The 12,193-nt window shown below is 70.6% G+C and carries 10 protein-coding genes; 6 read left to right on the plus strand and 4 right to left on the minus strand.

Translation table 11 applies throughout. The features are described 5' to 3' along the window. Window positions 1-3 precede the first annotated feature (3 nt). A complete protein-coding gene (locus AB0K15_RS36535) occupies window positions 4-2,019 on the minus strand; it encodes a glycogen debranching N-terminal domain-containing protein (protein WP_364061287.1) in 2,016 nt (671 codons plus the stop codon). A gap of 174 nt (window positions 2,020-2,193) precedes the next feature. On the opposite strand from AB0K15_RS36535, the gene AB0K15_RS36540 reads away from it, so the two are divergent. The 4 genes from AB0K15_RS36540 to AB0K15_RS36555 are packed head-to-tail and all read left to right on the plus strand — an operon-like array spanning window position 2,194 to window position 6,398. After that, window positions 2,194-3,195, plus strand: coding sequence for a LacI family DNA-binding transcriptional regulator (locus AB0K15_RS36540; protein WP_364061290.1), 1,002 nt, complete (start codon window positions 2,194-2,196; stop codon window positions 3,193-3,195). Between the two features lie 38 nt (window positions 3,196-3,233). After that, a complete protein-coding gene (locus AB0K15_RS36545) occupies window positions 3,234-4,475 on the plus strand; it encodes a sugar ABC transporter substrate-binding protein (RefSeq protein ID WP_364061293.1) in 1,242 nt (413 codons plus the stop codon). Window positions 4,476-4,482: 7 nt separating this feature from the next. Next, window positions 4,483-5,574, plus strand: a complete 1,092-nt coding sequence (locus AB0K15_RS36550; RefSeq protein ID WP_364061296.1) for a sugar ABC transporter permease — start codon at window positions 4,483-4,485, stop codon at window positions 5,572-5,574. Next, window positions 5,571-6,398 carry a carbohydrate ABC transporter permease gene (locus AB0K15_RS36555; protein WP_364061299.1) on the plus strand — a complete coding sequence of 276 codons (828 nt, stop codon included), beginning with the start codon at window positions 5,571-5,573 and terminating at the stop codon, window positions 6,396-6,398. The genes AB0K15_RS36550 and AB0K15_RS36555 overlap by 4 nt, the downstream gene beginning before the upstream one ends. A gap of 15 nt (window positions 6,399-6,413) precedes the next feature. Here the strand turns inward: AB0K15_RS36555 and AB0K15_RS36560 are convergent, their stop codons facing one another. Continuing rightward, window positions 6,414-7,181, minus strand: a complete 768-nt coding sequence (locus tag AB0K15_RS36560; RefSeq protein ID WP_364061302.1) for a metalloregulator ArsR/SmtB family transcription factor — start codon at window positions 7,179-7,181, stop codon at window positions 6,414-6,416. Between the two features lie 56 nt (window positions 7,182-7,237). Between AB0K15_RS36560 and AB0K15_RS36565 the strand changes: the two genes are divergently transcribed. Further along, the gene (locus AB0K15_RS36565) at window positions 7,238-7,729 is read left to right on the plus strand and encodes a hypothetical protein (protein ID WP_364061305.1); all 492 of its coding nucleotides are present in this window, start codon (window positions 7,238-7,240) and stop codon (window positions 7,727-7,729) included. On the opposite strand, the gene AB0K15_RS36570 is transcribed toward AB0K15_RS36565, so the two are convergent. Then, on the minus strand, window positions 7,611-9,074 hold the full coding sequence (locus AB0K15_RS36570; RefSeq protein ID WP_364061308.1) for a M81 family metallopeptidase: 1,464 nt from the start codon (window positions 9,072-9,074) through the stop codon (window positions 7,611-7,613). The two genes, AB0K15_RS36565 and AB0K15_RS36570, sit on opposite strands and share 119 nt — an antisense overlap. Further along, on the minus strand, window positions 9,071-10,219 hold the full coding sequence (locus tag AB0K15_RS36575) for an ROK family protein (protein ID WP_364061311.1): 1,149 nt from the start codon (window positions 10,217-10,219) through the stop codon (window positions 9,071-9,073). The genes AB0K15_RS36570 and AB0K15_RS36575 overlap by 4 nt, the downstream gene beginning before the upstream one ends. A 162-nt stretch (window positions 10,220-10,381) precedes the next feature. Between AB0K15_RS36575 and AB0K15_RS36580 the strand changes: the two genes are divergently transcribed. Then, window positions 10,382-12,193 (plus strand): peptide ABC transporter substrate-binding protein, encoded by a 1,812-nt coding sequence (locus tag AB0K15_RS36580; protein WP_364061314.1) that lies wholly within the window; start codon window positions 10,382-10,384, stop codon window positions 12,191-12,193.

Genomic DNA, 12,193 nt, shown 5'->3' on the forward strand with positions numbered 1-12,193 from the left:
GCTTCAGCCCAGCCGCAGGCCCGGCGGCAGTCGCAGGTCCGTCACCGTCCCGTCCGCGGCGACGGTGACGTCCAGGGTGCCGCCGGCCAGTGGCAGGCCCGTCACGCGCAGCGCGCCCACCGGGCTGGGGCGCGGCGGGTCCAGGGTGACCACACCGGCGGGCACGTCGACGCGCAGACCCAGGAAGGTGACCAGCAGCGTCACCGCGGACGCCGCCGCCCAGGCCTGCGGGCGGCACGACGCGGGGTACGGCAGCGGCGACGACACGTCGTCCGAGCCGTAGCCCGAGAACAGTTCCGGCAGGCGGTTGTCGAACCCGCCGGCCGCGCGCACGAGCTGCAACCCCAGCGAAGCGGCGCGCGACGACTGGCCCGCCGCGTGCAGGCCGCGGACGACCACGGCCGTGTCGTGGGGCCAGACGGAGCCGCAGTGGTAGCTCAGCGGCGAGAAGCCGCCCGCGGTCGAGGACATCGTGCGCAGGCCGAAGCCGGCGGTCATCGACGGGCCGAGCAGCAGCTCGCCGACCGAAGCGCTCTCGGCCGGGTCCAGGATGCCGGTACCCAGCAGGTGCCCGATGTTGCTCGTCAAGGAATCCACGGGCTGCTTGGCGCCGTCCAGGGCCAGGGCCGGGAAGTGACCGTCCGCAGTGGACACCCAGAACCGGGAGCGGAACCGGTCGCGCAGGGTCGCGGCCCACTCGAGCAGCCCGTCGGCGGTTTCGCCGAGCGCGGCGAGCAGCTCGGCGGCGCGGACGGCGGCCTCGTACTGGTAACCCTGCACCTCGGCGAGCGCGACGGGCGGCTTGGCGATCGTGCCGTCGGCGAAGCGCACGGCGTCGCCCGAGTCCTTCCAGCCCTGGTTGGCCAGGCCGCGGCCGCTTTCGTCGAGGTACTCCGCGAAACCGTCGCCGTCGGTGTCGGACAGGCCGGTGATCCAGAACAACGCGGCGCGCAGGTTCGGCAGCAGTGCGCGGACCTCGGCCTCGGGCAAGCCCCAGCGCCAGGCGTCGTACAGCAGGCCGACCCACAGGGCAGTCGCGTCGACGGTGCCGTAGTAGCGCGCGGGCAGTGACATGCCGTGGACCTCGAAGCCGGCACGACGGCGTTCGTGCAGGATCTTGCCGGGCGCCTCACCGGTCGCCGGGTCGTGACGTTCGCCCTGGGCTCGCGCGAGTGTGCGCAGCGTGCCGCCCGCCAGCTCCAGCGACAGCGGCAACGCCAGGCGCGCGGCCCACAGGCTGTCGCGGCCGAACAGCGTGAAGAACCACGGCGCGCCGGCGCCCGCGAACACGTCGCCGGGATGCTCGCGTTCGGCCAGCAGCAACGCGTCGAGGTCGGCGAGCGAACGGTTGAGCAACGCCGTGAACCGCCGGTCGTCGGCCTCCACCACGGGCGTCGGCAGCCGCGCGGCCGAGCCGGGCACGAAGGGCGCCTCCGGGTCCGTGGCGGTGAGCGTCCAGTGCAGCTCCACGCGATCCTCGACGCGCACCCGCCACTTCACCAGCACGCGCGCACCGTCCACCGTGTTTCCGCCGTCGGTGGCGACCACCGCCTTGACCAGGCCTTGCTCCCACCGCACACCACCCTCGATGCGCACCGGCTCCAGCGGGACCACCGAGCCGCCGGACTTGATCACCTCGATCGACGCGAAGTCCGCCGCCAGCGCGAGCTCGACCACGCACTCCACGGCCTCGTCCGCCGATGACACCAGCTCCAGTTGCTCGGTCACCCCGCTCGCCGTGACGCGGCGGTGGCGGCGCAGCCACACCGTCGGGTCCGGGCCCGGGTTGCCGAGGTGGCGCACCAGCCCGGTGAAGGTGCCGCGGTCCGCCGCCGGCTCCTCGAAGCCGATCGGCTCGGGCTCGTGTCCGTCGACGGTCACCACCGCTTCGCTCACCAACCGCAGGTCACCGTGCAGCAGACCCTGCGCGCCGTTGCCGCGGATCTGCCCGTCGCGACCGGAGAGGACGACGGTCGGCGCGCGCAGGGCGATCGCGAGGTCGTGGAGCAGCGGCTGCATGGAAACGTCCTCCGGTGGGGTTGGGTGTCCCCGATTGGATCGATCAAACCGGGTTCGTGTCAAGTTCGATCGAAGTCTTGACAGGTCAGTGGCCAGCGTTCAGAGTAGCCGCCAGATTGAACGTTCAAATCGGCACCTCGGTCGAGGTGCTGGACGAGGTCACCAGGAGGCGGGATGGCTCAGCGGGCCACGCTGAACTCGGTCGCGGAGGCCGCTTCCGTCTCCCGCCAGACCGTGTCGAACGTGATCAACTCGCCCGAGCTCGTGAGCCCGGAAACCCGCGAACGCGTGCTCGAGGCCATCGACCGCCTCGGCTACCGCCCGCACACCGCCGCCCGCCAGCTGCGCACCACGCGCTCGCAGATCATCGGGATGCGCATCGCCCCGGTCGGCAACGGCGTGAGCGGCGTGGTCCTCGACCAGTTCCTGCACTCGCTCACGGCCACGGCCGAGGAGTACGACCACCGGATCATGCTCTTCACCGCCGCCGACGACGAAGCCGAGACGCGCGCGTACGCCGATCTCATCGCGTCGGTCGGCGTCGACGGCTTCGTGCTCACCCACACTCACCACGACGACCTGCGCACCCGCTGGCTCAAGGAGCGCGAGCTGCCGTTCGTCACCTTCGGCCGGCCGTGGGGCGACGAGCAGGCGCACGGCTGGGTCGACGTCGACGGTGCCCGCGGCACCCGCCTGGCCACCGAGCACCTCGTGCGCCAGGGCCACCGCCGCATCGCGTTCGTCGGCTGGCCCGCGGGCTCCGAGACCGGTGACGACCGGCGCGCCGGCTGGGAGGCCGGGCTCGCCGCCGCCGGGCTGGCGGACCGGCCGCAGATTCCCGTGTTCGACGGTGTGGAGGGCGGGCGCTCGGCCGCCGCCCGGCTGCTCGACGAACCCGCCGCCCCCACCGCGTTCGTCTGCGCCAGCGACTCCCTCGCGCTCGGTGTGGTCGGCGAGCTGCGCGAGCGCGGCCTGCGCCTGGGCGCCGACGCGTCCGTGATCGGCTTCGACGACACCCCGACCGCCGCCGTCCTCGGCCTCAGCTCGGTGGCGCAGCCCATCGCCGAAGTAGCCGCCGAATGCGTGCGCCAGCTGCGCGCGACCCTGCGCGGCACCGCCGGCCCCGAACCCGTCTCGACCCTGCTCGCCCCCCGGCTCGTGCTGCGCACGACCTGACATCCCCCCACCTGCACCTGCACGATCAAGGAGGATCGATGCGTCACCCCCGTTCCCTCCCGCGCACGGCTGTCGCCGCTGCCGGCCTGCTCCTCACGCTCACCGCGTGCGGCAGCGGCTTCGACGACTCGACGGCGCCCGCCACCCAGCAGTCCGGCCCCGCCCAGCTCAAGCTGATGATCGCCTCCAGCGGCGGCGCCGAGCTCACGGCGGTGCAGGACGCGGCCGCGAAGTGGGCGGCCGGCTCCGGCGGCTCAAAGGTGCAGGTGATCGGCGCCAACGATCTGCCGCAGCAGCTGAGCCAGGGCTTCGCCGCGGGCAGCCCGCCCGACGTGTTCGCCGTGGACGCCACGAAGTTCCAGGGCTACGCCGACGAGATGCTGCCCTACGGCGACTCGGTGTCCTACAAGGACGATCTCTACCCGACGCTGCGCACCACGTTCACCAAGGACGGCAAGCTCTACTGCGTCCCCAAGGACTTCTCCACGCTGGCGCTGGCGATCAACACCGACCAGTGGACCGCCGCGGGCCTGACCGACAACGACATCCCGAAGAACTGGGACCAGCTCAAGACCGTCGCGCAGAAGCTGACGACCGGCGGGCACACCGGGCTCGTGTTCAACGACACCCGCGACCGCGTCGGCGCGTTCCTGGTGCAGGCGGGCGGCTGGCCGCTCGACGCGGACCAGAAGAAGGCCACCGCCGACACCCCGCAGAACTTGCAGGCGCTCACGTTCGTGCGTGACCTGCTCGCCTCCGGCGTCGCGAAGTACCCGAAGCAGATCGGCGCGGGCGACTCGGGTGAGGCGTTCGGCCAAGGCAAGGCCGCGATGAGCATCGACGGCAACTGGATGGTCGGCGGGATGACCAAGGACTACCCCGACGTGAAGTACAAGGTGGTGCCGCTGCCGGCCGGCCCGGCGGGCGCGGGCACGCTCTCGTTCACGCAGTGCTGGGGCATCGCCGCGAAGAGCAAGTTCCAGGACCAGGCCAAGCAGCTCGTGGCCGCGCTGATGCAGCCGCAGCAGGAGCTGGCGTTCGCGAAGACGTTCGGCGTGATGCCCTCGCGGCAGTCGGTGCGCGCGCAGTACCAGCAGGAGTTCCCGCAGCAGGCGGCGTTCCTCGCCGGGGCCGACTCGGCGCACGGCCCGGTGACACTCACGAAGATGGACCCGGTGCTCACCGACTTCGACGCCCAGATCCAGCAGCTGCCGGGCGCGGACCCGAAGCACATCCTGCAGCAGCTGCAGACCAACACCACCGCCGCGCTGGGTCAGTGAGCTGGGCATGACCACCCTGCTCACCACGACGAGCACCCCCGCCGCGCCACCGTCCCCGGCGCGGCGGGGGAAGGGCCCGAGCCGGCGCGAAGGCCGGGTGGGCTGGCTCTTCCTCGCGCCGACGCTGGTGGTGCTCGGCCTGTTCTTCGTGCTGCCCATCGGGATGGCGCTGTGGGTGAGCGTGAGCGACTGGACCGGCAACGGCAGCCCGTTCTCGTCGCGCGTGCACTTCGTCGGCGGCGAGAACTACGCCGCACTGCTCACCGAACCCGGCCTCACGCAACGCAACTTCGCCACGAGCATCCGCAACAACGGCTACTTCGTGCTGTTCGTGGTCCCGCTGCAGACGGCACTCGCGTTGTTCCTCGCGATGGTGCTGAACCAGCGCCGGCTCAAGGGCAAGCAGTTCTTCCGCACGGCGTTCTACTTCCCCACCGTGACCAGCTCCGTCGCGATCTCGGTGGTGTTCCTGTTCCTCTTCTCCAGCACCGGCACGGTGAACGCAGCGCTCAAACTGTTCGGAGTGGACGGTCCCAGCTGGTTCGCGGACCCGCGTGGCCTCTTCCAGATCGTCCTCAACGGACTGGGCGTGCCGCAGAACCCGGCCGCGCTGACGGCACACGGGTTCCTCGGGCTGTCCTGGTGGGACTGGCTCTCGGGCCCGAGCGTGGCGATGTGCTCGATCATCGTGCTCGTGGTGTGGACGACCACCGGCGGCTTCATGCTGATGTTCTACGCGGCACTGCAGAACCTGCCGCCTGCCGTCGACGAGGCCGCGGTGATCGACGGCGCCAACGGGTGGCAGCGCTTCTGGCGGGTGACGCTGCCGCAGCTGCGCCCCACGTTGTTCCTCGTGCTCACCCTCGGCCTGATCGGCACGTGGCAGGTCTTCGACCAGATCTACGTGCTCAGCCGCGGCGCCCCCGCCAACACCACGCTCACCCCGGCGTACCTCTCGTACTCGACGTCGTTCATCGGCAAGGAATGGGGCCAGGGCTCGGCGATCGCTTTCCTGCTGTTCGTGGTGATCGTGGTGCTCACGTTGGTGCAGCGCTGGCTGCTGAAGGAGAAAGACGGAAAACGGAGGAGCCGGCGGTGAAGCGACGCGGACACCTGCGCTGGGTCGGCTTCGGCGTGCTGCTGCTGGTCGCGGTGGCCTACATCTACCCGTTCCTGATCCAGCTGGCCACGGCGTTCAAGACCGACGCCGACGCCACGGCCCACCCGCTCACGCCCTGGCCGCACGAGTGGTCCGTGGCCGTGTTCAGCACCCTCGCCCAGCAGGACTTCCCGCGCTGGGCGCTGAACTCGATCTTCGTGTCGGTCACGATCACCGTCGGCCGGGTCGTGTTCAACTCGATGGCCGGCTACGCGCTGGCGCGGCTGCGCTTCCGCGGCCGGAGCGCGGTGTTCGGCGCGATCGTGGCCGTGCTCGCCGTGCCGAGCGTGGTCCTGCTCATCCCGAAGTTCCTGGTGCTCAACCAGTTCGGCATGTACGACACCTACGCGGCGATGATCATCCCGCTGCTGGCCGACGCGTCGGGCGTGTTCATCATGAAGCAGTTCTTCGAGAGCGTGCCGCTGAGTGTGGAAGAGGCGGCTCGCATCGACGGCGCCGGGCCGCTGCGCACGTTCTGGTCCGTGGTGCTGCCGATGTCGAAGCCGGCACTGATCACCATGACGATCCTGGCGTTCCAGGGTTCCTGGAACGAGCTGCCGCACTACATCGTGTCGCGCCAGGACCCGGCGCTGAACACGCTCACCACCGGCGTCGCCTCGCTCGTGTCCGGCGAGCTCGGGCAGGGCAACCAGTTCCCGCTCAAGCTCGCCGCCGCGCTGCTGATGACGGTGCCGGTGGCGATCGTGTACTTCGTCTTCTCGAAGCGCTTCACGCGAGGCACCTACGAGGGTGTCGACAAGTAGCCGAGGCCTGAAAAATCAGGGCATGGTCCACGGCTGCTGCGGCAGCACGTGGCCGGTCTCCAGCAGCGACTTGAGGTTCGCGAGCACGGCCGGCCAGCCGCGGCCGACGTCGCGCTTGGCCTGCTCGTCGGGCAGGTCCTCGTGGGTCACGGTGAGCCGCACGATCGCGTCGTACTGCTCGATGTCGTACGTCGCGCGGGACGGCGGGACCTCCGGGTTGCCCACGTCGTACCAGCTGGTCACGAGGCGCTTCGGCGGCACGGCCTCCAGCACCTCGCCGTACACGTCGGCGATGCCGGAGCCGTCGAGGCGCACGTGCTCCCAGCGGGAGCCGGGCTGCCAGTCGGACTCGTTGCGGTGCCCCCAGTACTGCCCGCTCAGCTCGGCGTCGGTGAGCGCCTGCCACACCTTCTCCGGTGTGCTCTCGATGTAGGTGACGTAGACGTAACTCGGCTTGTCGGTCATGGCTTCCTCTGCTCGGCGTTTGACGGCGCTCAGCGCGCGCAGCCGGGGGCGCTCGAACTTGTCCACCCAGCGTTCCTGCATCTCTTGCAACGGGACCGGATTCAGGTAGTGCAGCTTCTCCCGCCCACGGCGCACCGTGCTGACCAGGTTCGCCGCTTCGAGGACGGACAGGTGCTGCGTGACCGTCTGGCGCGTCATGTCCAGACGGGCGCACAGCTCGCCCAGCGTCTGCCCGTTGTCCTCGTGCAGCTGGTCGAGCAGGTAGCGCCTGGTCGGGTCGGCCAGCGCTTTGAAGACCTTGTCCAGCTCCGGTTGCACACACACAGTAAGGCAGGCAAATGACTGCATGTCAAGCCCTGCGGCATACTGGCCTGGTGAAGAGGGTAGTCAAGGCTTGGACAGTGGCAGCGACCGGCAGCGGGCTGCCGTCGACCTTGCACGCGGTGATCACGCGTGGTGATCCGCTGGCAGCGACGCGCGCGGCGGGCACGCTCGCGCCCGGCGGCAAGGCCGGGCTGGTGCGGGGCGCGCTGGTCCACGGGCTGGTGTCCGCCGGCTGGACGGCCGGGCTCGCCTACGTGGACCGCCGCCGGCCGCTCTCGGTCGCCGACGGGGTGGCCGCGGGCGCGGCCATCGCGGTGCTGGACCTGGAGATCGTCGGGCGGCGCAACCCGGCGATCCGGGCGTTGCCGCGCGGCGCGCAGTGGCTCGACCACCTGGCCTTCGGCGCGCTGACGGCCGTGGCGCTCAGAGCAGCTCGGGCAACAGCGGCGGGTCCGCCATCTCGGCGTCGAACGGGAACATCGGCCGTTCGATCCCGGCGTGCCCGAGGCGCAGCAAGTCTTGGTCGACGCCCCCGGGCGTGAGGGCGAGCAGCCAGTCGGCGGCCAGGTCGTACAGCTCCGGTTCCAGGTAGCCGATTTTCACGATCACCACGTCGGCTTCACGCGGGCGCAGGCCGAGGGCCAGGAAGTCGGACTCCAGGTGGTACGGCTTGCGCCGCGCGGTGACGATCACGCGCAGGCCGCCGACGGCGAACACCACGGCCGTGCCGGCGACCGGGTCCGCGGCGTCGATCGCCTCGACGCGCGCGGTCACGGGCACCGGGCCGTGCGGACCGGAGTCGACTTTTCCGCCCAGCTCCACCGAAACCGTGGCACCCGGCCCGGCCGACACCGCCGTCGCGACGGCTTCCGGGTCCACGATCGCCGCGTACAGCGTGGTCAGCTCGGAGTCCACAATGGCCGGAGTGCGCAGGAGGACGTCCAGGCTCCAGGACGTGTCCCCGGCGCCACCGGCGGTCGGGTTGTCGCCGGAGTCGCTGACGAAGAACGGCCGCGCGGTCGACGCGACGGCCTGCTCCAGGCATTCGGCCAGGGTTCCCGTCGGGGCGACGAAGGCGAAGTCGCGCCGGGCGTCCCAATAGGACTTCGCGAGCCGTCCGGCCTGCCGCAGGAGGACGTCTTCGTCGTCACCGGACACGACCACGGCGGCCTGGCAACGCGGTTCGTCGGCCCAGGCGTAACCGACCCAGATGGCGGCGTCGAGCACACCGTCGAGCGCCTCGACCTCGTCGACGGCGGCGTAGACGCTCTTGGCGGGTTCGAGGCGGGTGCTGGTCTTCTCGCCCGGCAGCAGCACCGGCACCTGCACCCACGCCTTCTTGGGCTTGCCCCCGTGCCGCAGGCGAGCCGCGAGGTTGCGGGCCGCGCGCTCGCGCGTGTCCCACGCGTCGGTGTGCGGGGCCTTGCGGTAGCAGGTGATCAGGTCAAGCGCCGTCGCCAGCTCGCGCGAGACGTTGCCGTGCAGGTCCATCGACGCCGAGATGAGCACCGAAGGCCCGAGGATCGAGCGGATCCGGGTGGCCAGTGCGGCTTCGACGTCCGTCCGGCCGACCACGCTCATCGCACCGTGGATGTCGAAGAACAACCCGTCGAGACGCTCCGCCGCGCGCACCCGCTCCAGGATCTCCCCCGACAGCTCCGCGTACGCCTCTTCGGTCACCGCGCCGCCGGGCAGCGAACGGGCGTGCACCAGCGGCACCCATTCGACGTCTTCCGTCCACGAAGGACGGTCCTCGCGCAGGAACGGATAGCGCGCCAGCAGTTCGTCGCCGCGCGTCACGTGGAAGTCGGCCACGGTGGAGCGGTGCGGGGAGAACGTGCTCGATTCGATGGCGATCCCCGTGATCCCGATCCGCACCTTCGTCATCGTCCGCTCCGTATCGCTTCGTCGAAGACCTCGTCCAGCACCAGCGCGCCCGCGCCGTACAGCCCGGCGTCCGGGCCGAAGCGCACCCGATCGATGCGCAGCTCCCTGGTGGCCAGGGGAAGACAGCGTTCGTAGAGCGCACCGCGCACGGCCGCCACGAACGCCTCCGAACCCGACAGCGCGCCGCCGAGCAGCACTTCGTCGGGGTTGCCGAAGTTCACCACCGTGGCCAGCACCTCGCCGAGCTGCAGGCCCGCGCGTCGCACGGCCGTGGTCGCGTCGGGGTGCCCGTCCTCCGCCGTCGCCATGACCTGCGCGGTGCTGCCGACGTCCACGCCTTGCTCGCGCAGCTGCGCCACGAGGGCCGCGCCGCTGGCCACGGTCTCCAGGCAGCCCCGGTTCCCGCAGGTACACGGGCGATCCCCGGCCGCGGGCACGCGCACGTGGCTGATGTCGCCCGCGACGCCGGCGCGGCCACGGTACAGCCGGCCGGTCACGACCAGCCCCGAGCCGATGCCCGTGCCCGCCTTCACCACGAGCAACGTGCGTCCGGGCGGCCCGGCGACGCTTTCGCCCAGCGCTTGCAGGTTCGCGTCATTGTCCACAGCTACCGGTAGGTCGAAGTGCTCACGCAACGCGTCGCGCACCGCGAACCCGCGCCAGCCCGGCATGCGCGAGGGCAGCGTGATCGTGCCCGCTCCGACGTCGACCGGTCCGGGGAACGCGACGCCGATGCCGAGCTGCCGGCCCGGGCACCGCGCCTCGGCCGCGACTTCCCGCACGGTGTCGGCGAAAGCCGCGACGACCTGCGCCGGTTCGCGGTTGATGTCCAGCGGCCGCTCGGTCACGTGCAGCAGGTTCCCCGCGATGTCGAGCGCGCCGATGCGCACGTGGCGCGAACCGACGTCGGCGGCCCAGACGTGGCCGAACCCCGCGTGGACGGACAACAGCTTCGGTCGCCGGCCGCCGGCGGAGCTGCCCTCGCCGGCCTCGACGAGCACTCCGGCGGAGATCAGCGCCTGCGTCCGGACGGACACCGTCGACTGCGGCAGACCGAGCACGCGCGCGAGGTCCATGCGCGAGACGGCGTGCTCGTGGGCGACGAGCCAGAGCAGCCGCAGCAGACCGGCGGGATCCTGGGCCACGGCTGTCACCTACTTACTTCATGCCTGATGTAACTGTCCGGAAACTTGCCCCCGAAATCGCCTCTTGGCAATTTCCAACACGCGTGCGACATTACACGGCAACCAAGAACATGCCCAGTTCCTCGACATCGACTTACACCAAGGATGTTGGAAGTGATGCGGATGGCTCGACACCGGTGGCGCGCCGCGCTCGGGGTCACGCTCGCCGCCGCGCTGGCGCTCGCCGGCTGCGCGACGAGCCGCGAGCAGCACGGCGGTGGCACGGGCAAGCCGGTGACCGGCGGCAGCGCGCGGTTCGCGATGCCCCCGTCGGCGACCCCGAACTGGATCCTGCCGATCTCGATCCCCGGCTACGGCGCGAGCTACAACGGCGCCATCCGGAACGAGCTGTACACCCCGCTCTACAACTACGACGGCAGCTCCGGCTCGGTCACGCTCGACGATCCTTCCAGCGCCGCCAACGCGCCGAGCTACTCCGCCGACGGCAGGACCGTGACGATCACGCTCAAGCCGCTCACGTGGTCGAACGGTGAGCCCCTGACCAGCCGCGACTTCGAATTCTGGCTCAACCTGGTACGCGCGGGCAAGGACAACTGGGGCAAGTACTCCGAAGGCCTGATGCCCGACAACATCAAGGCCTTCCACGCCGTCGACGACCACACGTTCACCCTCACCCTCGACAAGCCCTACAACGCCGACTGGTTCACCGCCAACCAGCTCAGCCTCGTCGTGCCGATGCCGCAGAAGGCGTGGGACCGCACCAGCGCGTCCGGTCCGGTCGGCGACTTCGACCGCGACCCCGCCGGTGCCAAGAAGGTGTTCGACTTCCTGGTGGCGCAGGCGAAGCAGCTCGGCACGTACTCGACGAATCCTCTGTGGAAGGTCGTGAACGGGCCGTTCACGCTCGCCGGCTTCACCGCGTCGGGCCAGGTGACGCTGGCCAAGAACCCGAAGTACACCGGCCCCGACCCGGCGAAGCTCGACACCGTGCAGTTCCTGACCTTCACGAGCTCGTCGGCCGAGTACAACGTGCTGCGCGCCGGCGGCGTCGACTACGGCTACGTGCCGACGTCGAACCTCGGCCAGCGCCCGAAACTCGAGGCGCAGGGCTACCGGATCGAACCGTGGAACGGCTGGTCGATCACGTACTCGCCGTTCAACTTCAACAACCCGCAGCTCGGCGCGGCGTTCAAGCAGCTGTACGTGCGCCAGGCCCTGCAGCACGCCGTGGACCAGGACAGCATCACGAAGGTGATCTGGCGCGGCACCGCTCGCGTGGACTACGGCCCCGTGCCGCAGGACAACGACGTGAAGTACCTGTCGGCGCGGCAGAAGACCAACCCGTATCCGTTCGACCTCGACGCCGCACGGAAGCTGCTCACCGGCCACGGCTGGAAACCCGGCTCCGACGGCGTTCTCGAATGCGCGTCGCCCGGCAGCGGACCTACTCAGTGCGGTGAGGGCGTCGAAGCCGGCACCCGGCTGTCGCTCACCATGCTGACCGAGTCGGGCTCCGACGAGACCGACGGGACGATGCAGGAGCTGCGCTCGGAGCTGTCGAAGATCGGCGTGGAGATGAAGATCAACGCGCAGCCGCTGAACACCGTGCTGGCCAACGGAACCGCGTGCAAGCCGGAAGAGGCGTCGTGCTCGTGGCAGCTGTCGTACTTCGGCACGCAGGGCAGCTGGTACTTCCCGGCCAACCCGAGCGGTGAGGACCTCTTCGCCACGGACGCCGGGACGAACTTCGGCAGCTACACCGACCAGCACGCCGACGACCTGATCACCGCGACCAACCTGGCCACGGGCGACCAGCCGATGCTCGACTACAGCGCCTATCTGGCCGAGCAGCTGCCCGTGCTCTGGCTGCCGAACCCGCCGTACCAGGTGTCGGCGATCGACACCGCGCTGCGCGGGGTGAACCAGGATCCGCTGGCCGGGCTGCAGCCGCAGCGCTGGTACTGGACGAGGTGA

The organism is Amycolatopsis sp. NPDC049253 (assembly GCF_040678995.1).
In the GTDB taxonomy this organism is placed as follows: domain Bacteria; phylum Actinomycetota; class Actinomycetes; order Mycobacteriales; family Pseudonocardiaceae; genus Amycolatopsis.